This is a genomic window from Bacillus sp. TSO22 (genome assembly GCF_020223595.1).
Taxonomy (GTDB): Bacteria; Bacillota; Bacilli; order Bacillales; family Bacillaceae; genus Bacillus; species Bacillus inaquosorum.
Genome location: NZ_JAHAWO010000011.1, coordinates 81,349 through 98,713, shown reverse-complemented (window position 1 = coordinate 98,713; position 17,365 = coordinate 81,349). Strand labels below are relative to the sequence as shown.

At 44.5% G+C, this 17,365-nt stretch carries 19 protein-coding genes; 5 read left to right on the top strand and 14 right to left on the bottom strand.

The features are described from left to right. Positions 1-7: 7 nt before the first annotated feature. From KHQ79_RS12840 to KHQ79_RS12830, 3 genes are all read right to left on the bottom strand, one after another. Positions 8-1,270, bottom strand: a complete 1,263-nt coding sequence (locus KHQ79_RS12840) for a DNA cytosine methyltransferase (RefSeq protein WP_225515449.1) — start codon at positions 1,268-1,270, stop codon at positions 8-10. An 89-nt stretch (positions 1,271-1,359) separates the two neighbouring features. After that, positions 1,360-1,839 (bottom strand): 23S rRNA (pseudouridine(1915)-N(3))-methyltransferase RlmH, encoded by a 480-nt coding sequence (gene rlmH, locus KHQ79_RS12835; RefSeq protein WP_003226975.1) that lies wholly within the window; start codon positions 1,837-1,839, stop codon positions 1,360-1,362. A gap of 80 nt (positions 1,840-1,919) precedes the next feature. Then, entirely contained in the window at positions 1,920-2,090 is a 171-nt protein-coding gene (locus KHQ79_RS12830) for a CxxH/CxxC protein (protein ID WP_003236479.1), read from the bottom strand. A 184-nt stretch (positions 2,091-2,274) separates the two neighbouring features. Here KHQ79_RS12830 and KHQ79_RS12825 point away from each other — a divergent pair, with 184 nt between their 5' ends. Then, the gene (locus KHQ79_RS12825; protein ID WP_225515447.1) at positions 2,275-2,688 is read left to right on the top strand and encodes a hypothetical protein; all 414 of its coding nucleotides are present in this window, start codon (positions 2,275-2,277) and stop codon (positions 2,686-2,688) included. Between the two features lie 33 nt (positions 2,689-2,721). Here the strand turns inward: KHQ79_RS12825 and fdhA are convergent, their stop codons facing one another. From fdhA to KHQ79_RS12795, 6 genes are all read right to left on the bottom strand, one after another. Beyond that, positions 2,722-3,948 (bottom strand): formaldehyde dehydrogenase, glutathione-independent, encoded by a 1,227-nt coding sequence (gene fdhA, locus KHQ79_RS12820; protein WP_080429073.1) that lies wholly within the window; start codon positions 3,946-3,948, stop codon positions 2,722-2,724. Between the two features lie 62 nt (positions 3,949-4,010). Next, positions 4,011-4,181 carry a hypothetical protein gene (locus tag KHQ79_RS12815; protein ID WP_225515445.1) on the bottom strand — a complete coding sequence of 57 codons (171 nt, stop codon included), beginning with the start codon at positions 4,179-4,181 and terminating at the stop codon, positions 4,011-4,013. 195 nt (positions 4,182-4,376) lie between these two features. Next, on the bottom strand, positions 4,377-4,628 hold the full coding sequence (locus KHQ79_RS12810) for a DUF2651 family protein (protein WP_225515443.1): 252 nt from the start codon (positions 4,626-4,628) through the stop codon (positions 4,377-4,379). Positions 4,629-4,644: 16 nt separating this feature from the next. Next, positions 4,645-5,808 (bottom strand): hypothetical protein, encoded by a 1,164-nt coding sequence (locus tag KHQ79_RS12805; protein WP_225515441.1) that lies wholly within the window; start codon positions 5,806-5,808, stop codon positions 4,645-4,647. A 10-nt stretch (positions 5,809-5,818) separates the two neighbouring features. Beyond that, positions 5,819-6,556, bottom strand: a complete 738-nt coding sequence (locus tag KHQ79_RS12800; RefSeq protein ID WP_225515440.1) for a YiiX/YebB-like N1pC/P60 family cysteine hydrolase — start codon at positions 6,554-6,556, stop codon at positions 5,819-5,821. A gap of 142 nt (positions 6,557-6,698) precedes the next feature. Further along, complete coding sequence (locus KHQ79_RS12795; protein ID WP_119914549.1) at positions 6,699-7,169, bottom strand: GNAT family N-acetyltransferase; 471 nt, start codon at positions 7,167-7,169, stop codon at positions 6,699-6,701. A gap of 110 nt (positions 7,170-7,279) precedes the next feature. On the opposite strand from KHQ79_RS12795, the gene rapG reads away from it, so the two are divergent. Together rapG and KHQ79_RS12785 are read left to right on the top strand one after the other, a co-directional pair. Continuing rightward, positions 7,280-8,377: a response regulator aspartate phosphatase RapG gene (gene rapG / locus KHQ79_RS12790; protein ID WP_225515438.1), complete on the top strand. Its 1,098-nt coding sequence runs from the start codon at positions 7,280-7,282 to the stop codon at positions 8,375-8,377. Beyond that, entirely contained in the window at positions 8,378-8,494 is a 117-nt protein-coding gene (locus tag KHQ79_RS12785; RefSeq protein WP_060399931.1) for a Phr family secreted Rap phosphatase inhibitor, read from the top strand. A gap of 34 nt (positions 8,495-8,528) precedes the next feature. On the opposite strand, the gene rocF is transcribed toward KHQ79_RS12785, so the two are convergent. The 3 genes from rocF to rocD form a co-directional block, all read right to left on the bottom strand. After that, the gene (gene rocF, locus KHQ79_RS12780) at positions 8,529-9,419 is read right to left on the bottom strand and encodes an arginase (RefSeq protein WP_014115833.1); all 891 of its coding nucleotides are present in this window, start codon (positions 9,417-9,419) and stop codon (positions 8,529-8,531) included. Between the two features lie 73 nt (positions 9,420-9,492). After that, the gene (locus KHQ79_RS12775) at positions 9,493-10,896 is read right to left on the bottom strand and encodes an amino acid permease (protein WP_084994074.1); all 1,404 of its coding nucleotides are present in this window, start codon (positions 10,894-10,896) and stop codon (positions 9,493-9,495) included. Between the two features lie 223 nt (positions 10,897-11,119). Further along, positions 11,120-12,325: an ornithine aminotransferase gene (gene rocD / locus KHQ79_RS12770; RefSeq protein ID WP_060399933.1), complete on the bottom strand. Its 1,206-nt coding sequence runs from the start codon at positions 12,323-12,325 to the stop codon at positions 11,120-11,122. Positions 12,326-12,565: 240 nt separating this feature from the next. On the opposite strand from rocD, the gene rocR reads away from it, so the two are divergent. Continuing rightward, positions 12,566-13,951 (top strand): arginine utilization regulatory protein RocR, encoded by a 1,386-nt coding sequence (gene rocR, locus KHQ79_RS12765; protein ID WP_003236508.1) that lies wholly within the window; start codon positions 12,566-12,568, stop codon positions 13,949-13,951. 5 nt (positions 13,952-13,956) lie between these two features. Here rocR and KHQ79_RS12760 read toward each other — a convergent pair whose 3' ends face one another. Both KHQ79_RS12760 and KHQ79_RS12755 read right to left on the bottom strand, forming a co-directional pair. Next, on the bottom strand, positions 13,957-15,408 hold the full coding sequence (locus tag KHQ79_RS12760) for a sensor histidine kinase (RefSeq protein WP_225515436.1): 1,452 nt from the start codon (positions 15,406-15,408) through the stop codon (positions 13,957-13,959). After that, positions 15,405-16,088 (bottom strand): response regulator transcription factor, encoded by a 684-nt coding sequence (locus KHQ79_RS12755; protein WP_225515434.1) that lies wholly within the window; start codon positions 16,086-16,088, stop codon positions 15,405-15,407. The genes KHQ79_RS12760 and KHQ79_RS12755 overlap by 4 nt, the downstream gene beginning before the upstream one ends. A gap of 212 nt (positions 16,089-16,300) precedes the next feature. Here KHQ79_RS12755 and KHQ79_RS12750 point away from each other — a divergent pair, with 212 nt between their 5' ends. Then, positions 16,301-17,200, top strand: coding sequence for a PepSY domain-containing protein (locus KHQ79_RS12750; RefSeq protein ID WP_003236512.1), 900 nt, complete (start codon positions 16,301-16,303; stop codon positions 17,198-17,200). The last annotated feature ends 165 nt before the right edge of the window (positions 17,201-17,365 follow it).

Sequence of the window (17,365 nt, the reverse complement as noted above, 5' to 3'; positions counted from 1 at the left end):
ATTTCACCTAATTTATCTTTTTATAGAGTTTCCTTTTCAAATTATCCGTTGCTATTAAAGCTTTCATAATTTCCTCTGCAATAGCCCTAGCAAAAAGTGGCGGAACTGCATTTCCAACCTGAGTGTATTGAGGAGTTTCATATTTTCTTCTATCACCACCTGTTGTTCTTTTACCTAGAAAAATAAAACTGTCATCAAAAGATTGTAATCTAGCAAGTTCTCTTACTGACAATATTCTTGGATTATTAGAATCATAATGAACAATATCATCAGGTAATGTTAAAACTGTAGGCGAAACATCTTTCCGCTTTAATTTAGTACATCTATACTTTTTAGTAGAAAACTCTATTCTCATTTCCTCAGATAAGCGAAAGAGTAATTCTCCTATAGTTTCTCCTGAGTTTAATATTTTGAATCTATTAATTGTCTTTTCATTATGATTTGATGCTTGATGATTATATAATTTGTTTAAAGAAATCGAAGTACCATTACAATTAGGTGTTAGTCCTTTTCTTAAATTCTTTTGATAGATAGATTTATTACCATATCTATTATCATAATTCGTTTTTAATTCACCGTTCTTTAGAAAGTTCAAATCAGAAATTGCATCTTCTACTGTTACAGTAATGTTCTGTTTTTTTGGGAATTCAGGTGGAATTACAATGCTTTTATATTTATTATTTTTATATATTTTTACCCTATGTCCTAAAAATATAACTCTAGGACGGTTTTGTGGTACACCATAATCTTTAGCATTTAATACTTTATATTCTACACGGTAACCTAATTTTAAAGCCTCTTGTTTAATTATTTCACTAGCCATAACTTCCCTATATTTTTGCTGGTCCAATCCTTCAATCTCAGAGAATCTATAAGATAGTAGCCCTTCAACATTTTCCATTACAAAATACTTAGGTCTAACTAGTTGTATAACTTTTAAATATTCCATTAAGAGTAAATTTCGGGAATCATTCTTGGATCTTTTTCCTGATAGACTAAAACCTTGACAAGGAGGACCTCCCACTACGACATCAAAGTTAATATCTCCTATTAATTTTTTAAATGCGCCTTTATCCATAAGAAGTTTTTTTATATCACCATTGAAAAAATTAATTTTATATCCTAACTGTAAATGCCGATTAACATATGTTTCTGCGGCTTCTTTACTAAAATCAGTCGCTGATGGAATATTAAAACCCGCTTGAATAAAACCCTCTGACATTCCACCTGCTCCAGAAAATAAATCTAGTACATTATATTTTTTTTTCATTTTAATCACCCACGTAAAATCATGTAACACAATCTATATAATATTTTAACATAAATATCTATTTACTGATTATTCATATTTTTTGTTAGTCACTTATGATAAGGTTCCCCACGATTAATCCGAAAAGCCCGATAAATCTGCTCAACTAGTATGAGTCGCATCAACTGATGAGGAAACGTCATTTTCGAGAACGACAGCTTTTCGTCCGCTCGCTTCATCACCGCGTCACTCAATCCGAGTGATCCGCCGATGACGAAGGTGACTTTGCTTTTTCCATAAGTAGCCAGCTTATCTATTGTATCGGCTAGTTCTTCGGATGTTTTCATTTTTCCTTCGATGGCGAGGGCGATGACGTGGGCGTCGGGGCTGATTTTTGATAGGATGCGGTCGCCTTCTTTGTCTTTTATGATTTTCATGTCCTGGTCACTTAGGTTTTCCGGCGCTTTTTCGTCCGGGAGTTCGATGATGTCGATTTTTGCGTAGGCCGAAAGTCGTTTTGTGTATTCTTCAATGCCTTGCTTGAGGTATTTTTCTTTTAGTTTTCCGATTGTCACAATATTGATATTCACAGGTCATCCCCACTTTAAAAACAAGTTATTCATATATGTTGTCCACAATTGTGGATATCTTTTCTGTATTTTGTGTAAGATCATTCGTTCCCCACTATATATACTGCGGGGTCCCCACATAATTCACAGGCTGTGGATAAACTGTTAGTATGTTCGATTTTTCTGATTTCGGGCGGCAGTTCGTGGTCATCTATGTACATATCCAGCACGGTTTCGATGTGTTCTTCACAGGAATAATACGTTTGTTTCATGTTCAAATCCTCCGATGATTTTTTCCATTTTTACAATTGTTCTCTTTTCAATATAACCTATTTATTCACATGTTAGTAGTGCTTCGGGCTGAGTTTTATCCACAATTCGACAAACAAGCTGTTGATGACTCTATTTCGCTCGTGTGTTAGTTTGGATGTAACCGATGTGTGGGGAGGTCTGCATTTGCGGCTCAAATGGGTTTGCCTTTTTATGATCATGTTGCTGCTTGCTGCGTGTCATCCGTCTTATTGGGTGTTAGAGAAGGAACGGATCGGTGAAGGCAGTTCAGACTTAGAAATATACGCTAATTATCTTCAAATGCATAATGACGTAAAAGGATATCAAGTCTTCACCATTTCAGAAGGCAAAAAAATGGTCGTGGTGTCTCTCGGAAGCAGCGAGAAAGATAAGAAGCTTGAAGTTTCAGACGTCAAATTTACGCGTAAAGAAACGATTGTAACTGTGAAACGCAAACATGCTTCCAAAGCTAATGAAACAAACCCTTATATTTTGATTGGAATGGACAAAATCGAAGGGGATTTAATTGTTCAAGACGAATCAGGAGATCGCTTTGAAGAAACAGATTACCAGCAATAAAGCCGGCGTTCCGAGAACGTCCGGCTTTTTCTCTTATTTCAGCGTTCCATGCGGGTCGATGACGAATTTTTTGGCTGCGCCTTTGTCGAAGTCGCTGTAGCCTTTTGGCGCGTCGTCCAGAGAGATAACGGTGGCGTTGACAGCTTTTGCGATTTGCGCTCTACCGCTCAGGATCGCTTTCATCAAATTGCGGTTATATGTCATAGCAGGCGTTTGTCCGGTGACGAAGGTGTGGGCTTTGGCCCAGCCGAGTCCGAAGCGGATTTTTAAAGAGCCTGTTTTAGCGTCCGCATCCTTTGCACCGGGATCTTCGGTCACGTATAAGCCCGGAATGCCTAGGCTTCCGCCGACCTGGGTGACGTCCATGATCGAGTTCAGCACGGCAGCAGGCGCTTCTCCTTGATTGCCGTGTCCAGATGCTTCAAATCCGACACAGTCCACTGCGGCATCCACGGTCGGTTCACCTAGTATTTGTTCAATTTGCTCGCCGAGGCGGTCGTGTTTTTGCACGTTGACCGTTTCACAGCCGAAGCTTCTCGCCTGTGCCAATCTGTCTTCGTTCAGATCGCCGACGATCACGGTGGAGGCGCCTAGGAGCTGAGCGGAGTGTGCAGCTGCCAAGCCGACAGGCCCCGCTCCCGCGATGTAAACGGTTGAACCTGTTTGTACGCCCGCTGTATAAGCTCCATGGAAGCCGGTCGGGAAAATGTCGGACAGCATGGTCAAATCGAGAATCTTTTCTAGCGCCTGTTCTTTATCAGGGAATACCAAAAGCTGAAAATCAGCGTATGGCACCATGACGTATTCAGACTGCCCGCCGACCCAGCCACCCATATCGACGTAGCCGTAAGCCGATCCCGGCCGATCCGGATTGACATTCAGGCATACATGTGTTTTCTGCGTTCTGCACATCACACAGCGTCCGCAGGCAATGTTGAAAGGAACGGATACGATATCACCCTTTTTGATAAATTCAACATCACGCCCCGTTTCAATGACTTCTCCCGTAATTTCATGCCCGAGCACCAAGCCTTCAGGCGCTGTTGTGCGGCCTCTGACCATATGCTGGTCGCTTCCGCAGATGTTTGTTGTAATGACCTTCAAAATAACCCCATGCTCACATTTTCGGTTCACATTCGCCTTTGGAACACCAGGCCCATCCTTTAAGATTAACTCCGGATAACCGATATCCTCCACCGCTACAGTCCCTTTGCCTTTGTACACAACCGCTTTGTTTCCTGTCAACGCCATTCCTCCCATTCATGTTTTTGGACTCTGCGTCCTTGAACATGACTTCGGTTCGGCATGACTCTTTCCCTTTTTCACGCCTGCTTTTTCTGTATTCTTACAACAACAAATATGCCAAGAAAACAGCCGATAATGGTTCCGAGGATGTCGAACCAATCTGCTTTACCTCCGTTTAACAGGAACATCGCAGCCGCCGAAATCAGACTGATGATAACTGCAAGAAGAATGACCCGTTTGGTGCGCATATGCTTCCTCCTTTATCTATATCAATTTTATATATTCATTTTACAGTAATTAACACCTGTTTGCTTGAAAAGGCCATTCGAGATTTATAGTTTTGAACCACGTTTAGATGGAGGCTGGACAACGTTCTATCATTGATATGTATCAAATTGCGTAACAGAAAAAAGAGACTTCACAAGTCTCTTCATAAACAGCGATCAGTTGAATAATAATTTCCTGAGAAATAATGTGACAACACTGGTTCCTAACGCAATTGCAGTATAGAGCACAACCCAAAACAAAAATGAACTGTTGCCAGATGCTAATGTAAACAACAAAATGATGCTCGCCATTAGGACAATGAGCGGCGCCACCCAAAATCTCTTAAATAAAAAATGACCCGCTATACCAAATACACCTGCGATGATCGGAAAACCAAAAACGATTAATAACACAGCGATGGCTCCCATACTAACCTCCTTGCCCTTAAAACCCCTTCATCACCTCAAAATCATACAGCTTCAAATGACTCTTCGGCGTCACGATCTCCTTTACCTTCCCAATCTCTTTTTCCTTCACTTTCTTTCCGGTTTTCAGACTGTACTGTTCAATGTAGGCAGGCTTGTTATACGTGTATGTGAAGAAATAGAGGCTGCTGCCTTTTTGGGTGATTTCTTTGAAATCGGCTTTCATTTTGTCTCGGGAAAGGGTGAAGGCGGTGCTTGTTTTTCCTGTCTTTGCATCGATTTTGTATCCCTTTCCGAAGCCGTCAATGAAGTACAAGTGCCCGTCATAAGGGAAAAAGCTTCTTTTAAAGCTGAAGGGCATGGAGCTGTATATCGTTTGTTCGTCGTTTTTGTATTCGGCGATGTCGTGCAGCTCGACTTTGCCGCTTTTCTTGTTGATCTTGACCATTTGATAAAGATTACGAGCCTTTTGGTCGCGAACCATAAAATAAACAGCCTGATCGTCCACAGCAAGCTGGGATTCGACTGAGGCTCCTTCCCGGTACTGCCATTCCGTTATCTTGTGATAGGTGAGCTTCTTCTGATCTGCTTGAATCTGGAGGAGCTGATAGCCTTTTTCGTCAGCTGTCGGGACGAGTGCATAAATGGCGCCGTCATGAAAACCGGAGGCTCGGATGTAGTAGGGGATGACGTCTTTTTTCCACTCTCCGTCGATCTGGCGGTATAGCTCTGAACGGTACCCGTCTCTCTTTTTGTCGTAGCCTGAGTTGTAGAGGGTGTAAAAACCGTCCTTATTTTGCAGAAAGCCTGCGCTGTCGCCTGTGTGCTGATAGGCTCTTTTATGGGAGCTCAGGCCGTCTTTAATCGTATAAATTGTGTTTTTGTCCTCCAGCATCACACTGTCGCCGTGAACCTTGGCTGAGCCCAGCTCAAGGCCCTTCATCTTAAAGGAAGACAGCGTCCCGTCCTGGCTGATAAACAGGGCGTAGCTTTTCCCGCCGCCAAATGCATCTTGATCCGCAGAGGTTGAGAAATACAGCAGGGTGTCCTTGTTGTCCAAAAAATCAGGGTCTCGGAGATCCTGCTGACTCACGGCTTTATGGCTTTTGAGAGGAGAAATGAAGACAAATAGTGCGATTCCTGCGAGAATCAGCATGGCGATAATAATCATCCACTTTTTCATATCCTTCTCCTTAGTTGATGGTCATGATGGTTGTCGTATAGGATGAGCTTGTGATGTCGCGCGGATACACGCCTAAGCCTCCGTTGCTGTCTATATCAATGCCGGCTTTCAGCAAAAAGGCAGACCATAGGAGCTTTGAACAGTTTTTGGCGCCATCATGGCCTGTATTTCTGTTATTGACGAAGTTAAATGAATATGGGTCGCCGACTTTTGATACCGCCCAGTCGGCAGCAGATGTTTTTTGAGATGAGGTGACGCTGACGGTTTGTACGATGGAGTTGTCTTCCACGTCTCTGGCATTGTAAGCGATCTGCCTGACGCCGTCGCTCGGGACAGATTCCACAATTTTGTCAGCAGCGGAGTACAAGCCGACGTGGCCGTGATTGTAGTAGGCTGTGTAGGAGTTGGTGTAATAGATATTGCCTTTCGCACTTGTCGGGAGTTTTTTCGTGCCGGACGACCCGCCCATGATGGACATGCCGCTTTCCTTGGCGAGTCTGTCGCCTTCTGCTTTATCAGCTGTGATTTCCTTATAGAACTGTTTCAGAATGACGTCTTGCTTTACGTGTTGCTGTTTGGCAATCTGGCTGGCGGACTTCATGATTTCTTCTGGTGTCGTGCCTGGCTGCAGTGCGGCGATTTCTTCAGCATAGTTTGTGGTCTTTACGGCTTTGGCGGGAGAAACAAACAGGCCGCCGCAAATTGTAAGCGCTACCAAAAACATCGACACCCGTTTTTTCAACTTCATTACATCTCCTCTTTTCTTGTGAATGTAGGAAAGGTGATTTCCTCACCCACATTATATTAGGAAAATAAGGAAAGTAACTAGGTTATTTACAGAATTTTTAGAAATCATTTACAGAAAAAAGGCCTTTATCAGGCCCTTTTCGTTATAGCTTCTTGCTCATCACTACGTCTGTTTCTTGAAATCCGGTTTGCTCATATAGCTTTCGCGCCGTCTGATTATGGGCAAAGACGTGAAGGGACAGCTTGCGGATTCCCATACTGCGTGCCGTTTGATCTAATGCCGCCAATGCTTGCTTTGCGTAGCCCTTGCCGCGGTACGGTTCATATAACCCGAAATCATAAATAAACGCTTCCTGCTGCGGATGTTCCGGTTCAGCATGTATCCATAGCCAGCCAACGATATCCTTTTCATTCAGCTTGAGGCTCCACAAATGGTGATGGGGTGTTTCCAGCCCTCTCGGAAGCAGATCAGTAAATGCCTGCTTAGACAAAAGCTGTGCATCTTCAGGCAGCCATGTTCCCGCTTTTACCTTTTCTTCGGCGTAATGCTTTGTTGTGTACGTGAGATAAGACCGAAATTCTTCTGTCTGCATAGGGGTCAGTATGATTGTCATATCATCTCTCCTTCATATATTGACTAGAGGATTTTACATAAAATAGAAAGAGGTGTTACTATCAGAATAAGCAACTGAGATTGATAAGTCACTAGAGAAAGGAGTTTCACATGAATAAGATTGCACCCGCAGAAATCGCTAACATGCTCAATGATTGGTATCTTGCCATCAAGAAACATGAAGTTGAAGAGTCCGCCCGTTGTTTTGAAGAAGTGAAGCCTTTATTGGATGACATGGAAGAGGATCAGGAGGTGCTTGCCTACTTCTCCTTATTGGAACTGCGCCATAAGGTTTTGCTTCACGAGGCGAGAGGACAGGGCTTTCAGCATGAGGAGCCTTCTCATATGAATGCTACGTCTGACCTGCTGAAATATTACTTTTTTCTATTTGAAGGCATGTATGAGGCCTATAAAAATAATTATGACATTGCCATTGGGCTGTATAAAGATGCAGAGCAGTATCTCAACAACATCCCCGATCCGATTGAGAAAGCCGAATTTCACCTGAAGGTCGGTAAGCTCTATTATAAGCTTGGGCAAAATATTGTGTCCCTCAACCATACACGGCAAGCGGTCAAAACGTTCAGGGAAGAGACCGATTATAAAAAGAAACTGGCCTCAGCACTGATCACCATGTCAGGCAATTTTACCGAGATGAGCCAATTTGAAGAAGCCGAAACGTATTTGGACGAAGCGATTCGGATCACGACAGAATTAGAGGATCATTTTTTCGAAGCCCAGCTTTTGCATAACTTCGGACTTCTACATGCGCAAAGCGGTAAATCAGAAGAAGCGGTCTCGAAATTAGAAGAGGCCTTACAGAACGAAGAATACGCCCGCTCTGCCTATTACTATCATTCTGTCTACTTGCTGATACGAGAGCTGTTTAAAATCAAAAAATACGAACAGGCTGTATCTTATTACCAAGAAGCGAAGGAAAAATTGACTGTCGAGCCGAATAGAATATGTGAGGCAAAAATAGACATTTTATATGCCATTTATGCAAAAGGAGGTCATGCGGAAACGTTTCACTTATGCAAACAACATATGGATGATTTGGTGTCCGAGAAAGAGTATGACAGTGTAAGAGAACTTTCCATTTTGGCTGGCGAACGGTATAGGGAGCATGAGCTTTACAAAGAAGCTGCCCACTTTTTTTATGAAGCATTACAAATTGAAGAACTGATCAAACGAACGGAGGTTATATAAATGAAAAAATTTCTGATTGGTGCAGGCGTCGCAGCAGTGATTTTATCAGGATGGTTTATTGCGGACCATCAAACCCATACACAGGAGATGAAAGTCGCTGAGAAAATGATTGGATAAATGAAAAACCCCGCGGGATGCGGGGGTTTTCTTATTACAGCAACTTTTTCCCTAACAGGGATTCAACGAGCTCTACTGCTGTTTGGCCAGTCTTGTTTTCATGATCAAGAATCGGGTTGACCTCAACGAATTCAGCTGAGGTGATGATGCCTGCGTCATACAGCATTTCCATAGCCAGATGGCTCTCCCGGTAGCTGATGCCGCCGACGACAGGGGTTCCGACACCCGGTGCGTCGTTCGGATCAAGTCCGTCCAGATCAAGGCTGAGATGGACGCCGTCACACGCTGATAAGTAATCAAGGGTTTCTTCGATCACCTTTGTCATGCCGAGACGGTCGATTTCGTGCATCGTGTACACCTTCATGCCGCTTTCCTTAATGTACTTGCGCTCTCCTTCATCAAGTGACCGGGCGCCGATGATGACGACGTTTTCCGGTTTGATTTTAGGTGCATAGCCTTCAAGCTTAACCAGTGACTCGTGGCCGATGCCGAGGCTGACGGCAAGCGGCATGCCGTGAATATTTCCTGATGGTGATGTTTCAAGTGTATTCAGGTCGCCGTGCGCGTCATACCAGATGACGCCAAGGTTATCGTAATGCTTCGCTGTGCCTGCCAGCGTGCCGATCGCAATACTGTGGTCGCCGCCCAGGACAAGCGGGAATTTTTTCTCTTCGATGACTTTATTGACCTTTTGAGCGAGTTTTTCATTTCCCGCCAAAACAGAATTCAGGTTTTTCAGTTCCTCGTCATTTTTGATCTTTTCGCGGCTGATCGGAATGTCACCGAGATCTTCAACCGTATACCCCATGTCTGACAGCCTCTCGATCAAATGGGCGTACCGGATGGCACTCGGGCCCATGTCCACTCCGCGTCGTGCTTGTCCTAAATCCATTGGCATTCCAATAACCGAAATCGTTTTATCCATCTGTGATTCCACCTCAACATATAAGATAATGTCCTATGCGGGTTATAACAAAGATGACTTGCGGACAACGTTTTTAAAGCTCTAGCTGACGATTTGCCTGCTGGCGTTTTTTAATGACGACATGATAAATGATGTAGCAAATAACCATAAACGGTACGCCGCAATACAGCGCGATACGCTGCTCCGGATCAAATGCAAGGCTGATGAGAACGACCGTATTTAACGTCAGGCCGATCAGCGGAAGCGCCGGATATAGCGGTGTTTTGAATTTCAAATCTTCTACCTTGCCGCCTTCACGGATATATTTGCGTCTAAACATGATTTGGGAAAGCGAAATCGTAATCCAGCCTACCTGTGCGCTCATGCCCGCCAATGATAATAGCACCATATATACGGTTTCAGCCTGCGCAAATTTTGTCAGAAGTGACAGGCAGGCCACAGCCATCGTTACGATTAACGAGTACATCGGCACACCGCGCTGATTTGTTTTGCCCAGCGCTTTGAAGGCCTGTCCTTCATTCGCCATCGCGTACAGGATACGTGTCGATGCGTATAAACCTGAGTTCGCAACAGATAACAGCGCAATCAATATAACAAAGTTCATAATATCAGCGGCATATGGAATTCCGATTTGCTCAAATACGGCAACAAATGGACTTTCCACGACTCCCGCCTGTTTCCACGGAATCATGCCGGCAATGACAATGATTGAAAGCACAAAGAAGACAAGCGTTCTCCATACTGTCTGTTTAATGGACCGCGGAATCGTTTTTTCAGGGTCTTCACTTTCTCCGGCTGCAACTCCGATCAGCTCAGTTCCCTGGAACGCGAAGTTCACGGTAATCATCGTAATCAGCATTGCCTTTATGCCGTTCGGAAATAACCCGTCTTCATAAAAATGCGTCAAAAACGGCGCCTGCTCTCCGCCCTTCAGATCAATCAGGCCAAACATGGCGGCTCCGCCGAGAATAATAAATAAAAGGATGATCAAAATTTTAATGCCTGAAAACCAGAATTCAGATTCTGCAAAGGCTTTTGTGGTGATCGCATTTAATACAAACATCAGTGCCGCAAATACCAGACACCAGATCCACACGTCTATGTGCGGAAACCAGCGTTGCATCAGCTGCCCCGCTGATAAGAATTCAATGGCGCATGTAACCGCCCAGCCGAGCCAGTACAGCCAGCCGAACGAAAACCCGAAGGCCGGGCTGATAAATTTTGTCGCATAGGTCTGGAAGGACCCCGACACAGGGTAGGCGACTGCCAGCTCTCCTAAGCAGAGCATCGTCAAAAACATGATAAAGCCGCCCACTAAATAGGACAGAACCGCGCCGAGCGGTCCCGCCTGGTTAATGGTAAACCCGGTTCCAAGGAAGAAACCGGTTCCGATCACTCCGCCCAATGAAATCATGAACAAGTGGCGTGATTTCATCGTCCGCTGGAGCTGATTTCCGTTATCTTGGTTAGTATTCACATTCTGCACCCCTTCAGCAACTTGTATTGGATCTAAGCTGGAACATCTACATGGTGCGTATCCCAGTTTGCTGTCCAAAGAGTCTCTATCTATTTAATATAAAATTCACTTCTTCTCATAAAGATACATTATACTAAAATACTGTAGCTGAGCAAATAGGGAGTGCTGATTTTTCTGTTGTAAATTTATACAAACGAAGTGAATATCCCGCCATGGTGCAGATTTATGCGTTTTGCAGCACGTACTTAATTTTCTCTATTGCCCAATCCAAATCCTTTTTGGAAATGATTAATGGCGGTGCAAAACGAATGACTGTATCATGCGTTTCCTTGCATAAAAGCCCTTCTTCCTTCAAACGCTCACAATACGGACGTGCGGCTTCCGTCAATTCTACACCGATAAACAGCCCTCTGCCGCGGACTTCTTTAATGACAGGGTTATCAATGCTCTCAAGCTCGCTTTTAAAGTATTCGCCAAGCTCAAGAGAACGATCCGCCAGCTTTTCATCCTCCAGCACTTCCAATGAGGCGATAGACACTGCACATGCCAGCGGGTTCCCGCCAAATGTAGAGCCGTGTGAGCCCGGGTTAAACACGCCTAATATCTCGCGGTCCGCCGCAATGCATGAGATCGGGAACACACCGCCGCCAAGCGCTTTGCCCAAGATATACATATCCGGAACAATGCCGTCCCAATCACAGGCAAACGTCTTGCCTGTACGTCCAAGACCGGTCTGAATTTCATCCGCAATAAACAGGACATTCTCTTCCTTACAAATCGCCGCTGCTTCCTGCAAAAACCCTTCAGGCGGAATGACAATTCCCGCTTCGCCTTGAATTGGTTCGAATAAGAACGCAGCTGTATTCGGCGTAATGGCCTGACGAAGCGCTTCCGCATCACCGTACGGGATTAATTTGATTCCCGGAAGCATCGGGCCGAATCCTCTTTTATATTCCTCTTCAGAAGAAAGAGATACCGCCAGCATCGTCCGGCCGTGGAAGTTCCCGACACATGCGATGATTTCCGCTTGGTTGTCTGCTACGCCTTTTACTTCATAAGCCCAGCGTCTCGCCGCTTTCACCGCGGATTCAACCGCTTCAGCTCCTGTATTCATCGGCAGAATCATCTCTTTGCCTGTCAGTTTAGCTGTTTTTTCGTAAAACGGTCCAAGCTGATCGTTGTGAAACGCGCGTGACGTGAGGGTGATTTTATCAGCCTGATCCTTCAATGCCTGAATGATTTTTGGATGTCTGTGACCCTGGTTTACTGCAGAATAAGCACTCAGCATATCCATATATTCATTGCCTTCCGGGTCCTTTACCCAAGCACCCAGCGCTTCAGAAATAACAATCGGGAGCGGATGATAATTGTTAGCTCCGTAATGAGACGTCTGATCAATAATTTCCTTGGATTTAGATAAAGCTGGCATATTTGAATTCCCCCTTGTTTTCTGTTTCCACATGTTATCCTGCTTTCCCTTTTTATAAATGCAAGTTCTGTGCCAAATCAAGATTTCGTGTGTTTTCTACAATTTTCGAGGACAAGGTGCAAAAAGATTCTGATATTTCGAGCAAAAATTTCAGCAAGTGCAAAATTCTTTTGCATATCAACTCCATTCTTTTATAAAATAGAAGCAATATTAAGAAAATAATTGAGGGAGGTTTATACAGTGGTCAAAGACAGCGAATTCCTCACATTGGTTTTTCAAAGCATTTTGGATGAAATCGATGTTGGCCTGCACGTAGTAGACGAGCATGGAAACACGATCGTTTATAACAACAAAATGATGCAGATTGAAGATATGGAGAAGCATGACGTCCTGAATAAAAACCTGATGGATGTGTTTATGTTTTCGAAACAGCAGGACAGCACCCTGGTACAGGCTCTTCAGGAAGGCAAAACAATTAAAAATGTGAAGCAGAGCTACTTCAATAATAAAGGTCAGGAAATCACGACGATCAATCATACCTATCCCATCGTCCAAGACGGCAAAATCAGGGGTGCAGTCGAAATTGCCAAGGATGTGACAAAGCTTGAACGGCTGATCAGGGAAAATATGAACAAAAAAGGCAGCACAACCTATACATTTGACAGTATTCTCGGCACCAGCCCGGCCATTCAAGACGTCATCGAAAACGCCAAGCGGGCAACGCGCACATCATCATCTGTCCTTCTCGCAGGCGAAACCGGCACGGGAAAAGAGCTGTTCGCGCAAAGCATCCATAATGGCAGCGACCGCTCAGGGGGCCCGTTTATTTCACAAAACTGCGCGGCGCTGCCAGACAGCCTTGTGGAAAGCATTTTGTTTGGAACGAAAAAAGGCGCATTTACCGGCGCTGTAGACCAGCCCGGCCTGTTTGAACAAGCCCATGGCGGCACGCTGCTGTTAGATGAAATCAACTCGCTGAACCTGAGTCTTCAGGCAAAACTGCTCCGCGCTCTTCAAGAACGGAAAATCAGGCGCATCGGTTCGACAAAGGATACACCGATTGACGTGCGTATTATTGCCACGATGAATGAAGACCCGATTGATGCGATTGCGGGTGAACGGATGCGGAAGGACTTGTATTACAGGCTGAGCGTCGTAACACTGATTATCCCGCCGCTTCGGGAACGGAAAGAAGACATTTTGCTTCTCGCGTCAGAGTTTATCCAAAAAAACAACCATCTGTTCCAAATGAATGTCGAACACATCAGCGAAGACGTGAAGCAATTTTTCATGTCTTATGACTGGCCGGGAAATATTCGGGAGCTTGAGCATATGATCGAAGGCGCAATGAATTTCATGACGGATGAGCAAACGATTACGGCTTCCCACCTGCCCTATCAATACCGCATGAAAATCAAACCGGCTGATACCCCAGAGCCTGAAGCACCAAGACACCAGCCGGCCGCGGACTTAAAAGAAAAAATGGAGAGCTTCGAAAAATATGTGATTGAGAACGTGTTAAGAAAACACGGCCATAACATCTCGAAAGCTGCTCAGGAGCTTGGCATCAGCAGACAAAGCCTTCAATACCGGCTGAAGAAATTTTCCCACTCGCCTGCCGAGTAACAGCCCTATTCTGTCGCAGGAAGCCTGATCAGAAAAACAGTGCCTCTGCCGATTTCACTTTTGACGTCAATCGTCCCATTATGGCTGTCGATAATCGACTTTGTAATGGCAAGCCCCAATCCCGAACCTCCATATTTTCGGGAACGGGATGGGTCTGCCCTGTAAAATCGGTTAAATAAATGCGGCAAGTGCTCCGGTGCGATGCCTGTGCCGTTGTCCGCTATCATCAGCATGACGCCGTCATCGTTTTTTTGCAGCGAGATGGTGATGGCACCGGTTTTCTCATCCGTATACTGCACCGCGTTGTAAACCAAATTCAAAATGACCTGTTTCATTTTATCCCCGTCAAACACCGCTTCAGCATGATCCTCAAGCAGCAGCTGCAGTTTTCTTTCTTTCGCAAGCAGACTGAGCTGCGGCTCCATTTCCCTTATGAGCGAATCGAGATCGCCTCTCTTCATTTCAAAGCTCGGCACCCGATCGATTTTTGCAAGAAACAGAAGATCCTCTATCAGCCGTGTGGCTCTCTTCGATTCTTCATACATACTATTCAGCGCTCTTTCTCTCTGCTCCGGCTGAAGCGCTGCGCCCCGCAGCAGCACTTCTATAAAGCCGTGTATGGATGTTAAAGGTGTTCTCAGTTCATGCGAAGCGTCTGATACAAATTGCCGGATGCGCTCCTTCGCTTCTTTTTCTGCTTTGAATGACGTTTCAATCCGCTCCAGCATGTGATTAAACGAAATGGCAAGCGTATCGATTTCCATTTGTTTTCGATAAACAGGAAGTCTTTTATTCAAATTTCCAGCATTAATATGCCCCATCATATGTACCATTTGTGATAACGGTTTGAGCGTATGTCTGACCACGGGCAGGAATGTAAAAAGCCCGAGCAGGAGCGCGACGAGCGAGAGCGTGGAGTAAATGCTGATTTGCCGGAGCAGCACATCCTTCAGCGGTGCTGTTAAAGCACTCATTTGGATCACGCCTGCTTCTTTTCCATCAATAGTAATAGCCTGAAACACAACCAGCACTTCCTCGCCTGATTCATTTTTCGTCATTTTGTAATGCAGGGCCATCGTATCTTTCAATGCCTCGTCATATACACTTTTTTTAAATGTTGGCGGCGCTCCCGCATATGGGTCCGTCGACAATACCGTGCTGGCTTTTGTTTTTTTATCGATAAAAACAATTGTCACACCCGGATAAATAAAGGCGGGACGGACAGCACCATCTGACTTATGCGAGCCGTCAGGATTGCTTTTGTATCTTTCAATGTTTTGCCATATGGTCGGCTCCGTCGAGTTGATATAACTTTGAATACTGACAGCGCGGTTTTCATATAAGAGGCGTTTTCCAAACACATATTGCATGGCGCCGACAAAAACCAATAGAAGAACAAGAATGCACAACGAGCGGAATAAAAGCTGAAAGCGAAGCGTTTTGAATCGTTTTCTCATACAATATCCACCCGATAGCCCGCGCCGCGTACCGTTCGGATCACTTCATGCTTTTTGTCATTCAATTTTTCCCGCAAGGAACGGATGTACACTTCGACAATATTTTCTTCCCCGTAAAAGTCGTAGCCCCATACTTTATCCAGAATCCTCGCTTTACTGAGCACAAGGCCGTGATTCAGCACCAAAAATTTCAGCAGCTCGTATTCCGTTGCCGAAAGCTTCAGCACCTCTTCCTGATAACGGATTTCTCTGCGCCGGTCGTCAATCCGAAACGGGCCGAGCGCCACTTCTTCGAACAGGTTAGGGAAGTGATCCCGAATTCTTGCATAGATACGCGCCAGCAGCTCTTCAAAGCTGAAGGGTTTGATCATATAATCATCAGCGCCCTCTGTCAGCGCTTTTACCCGAACCCCCACCTCATCCTTTGCCGTAAGCATAATAACGGCGGTATGGCCGGTTTTTTTCATCATTCTCGATACTTCCAGTCCATCCATTCCGGGCATCATCACATCCAGAATGGCCACATGCGGCTGAAATGTTTTTGCGATGTTCATTGCTGTCATTCCGTCAGCCGCGGTCTTGACTTCAAAGCCTTCATTTTCAAGTCCCATTGTCAAAAAATCTAATATCGCCGGTTCATCGTCCACGAGCAAAATCTTGATGCCTTTCATCCTATTCATGCTGTGCTCTCTCCTTAGTTGGCATAAACCTCTGATTAGTTTTTTCCCTTCCCCTCCTATTATTCGTTTTTATCTGAAAACCAACTGAATCTTCCCTAAAAATCAGCTGAATTCAGCAAGTTTTCAGCCAGCCCTCATTTGATTTTCAGCTTCGGCCTATACAATAGCCTTAGTTGGTTCAGCCAACAGTGAAATCAAAGGAGGAACAACACATGAATATCACTAAAGTTTTATCAGGAGCCGCGCTGGGAACGATTCTTTCAATCAGTTCTTTAACTTCCGCCCATGCCGCTGTCATTCAAAAGGATGATACATCAGCGAAGGTCGAGACGAAGCAGCAGGCTTCCATCACAATAGCAAAAGCAAAACAAGTTGCTTTGAACAAATGCAAAGGTACTGTTCAATCTGCCCAAATGAAGAAAGTGAACGGCACTTACGTATATGTTGTCAAAGTTCTCGGTGAGGACGGCAAACAGCATACGATGAACGTCAACTGCGACAGCGGAAAAGTTGTGAAGCATGACATTCAAAAGAAACAAAGCTACATCAGCAAATCAAAAGCACATTCTATTGCTTTGAAAAACTGCAAAGGTGCGGTTCAATCGTCTGAACTGAAGAAAGAAAATGGCGTTTACGTTTATGTCGTGAAAGTAATGGGTGAAGACGGCAGCCTTCACACGTTCCATATCAATGGAGAAAACGGCAAAGTCGCAAAACACGAGCAAAAGAAACAAGCACATATTTCAAAAACAAAAGCGCATCAAATCGCACTGAACAAATACAAAGGCGCAGTTCAATCTTCTGATCTGAAGAAAGAAAATGGCGTTTACATCTACGTTGTAAAAGTGCTTGGCGAAGATGGCAGTACTCATACAATCCATGTCAACTGTGACAGCGGTAAAATCGTAAAACAAGAAGTGCAAAAGAAAAACGCAGCCATTACGAAAACAAAAGCACATAACATTGCCCTAAACAAATGCAAAGGCACAGTGAAATCTTCTGCTTTGAAGAAAGAAAACGGTAAATACGTTTACGTGATTAAAATCACTGCCCAAAACCACACTGAGCAAACAGTGAAAGTGAACGCTGAAAACGGAAGCATTTGCAAATAAAAATTGATACTTGCCAGCAGTGAAACAACTGCAATTCAACGTGTAACACCAGTCTTGTTTTAACACGAAGTTCTAAGTTCATGTCTACCTTTTTCTAAATACTTTTTAAACTGAACGTGCGTGACCCGCGTTCAGTTCTTTTTACATCATTAGCTAAGGAGGATA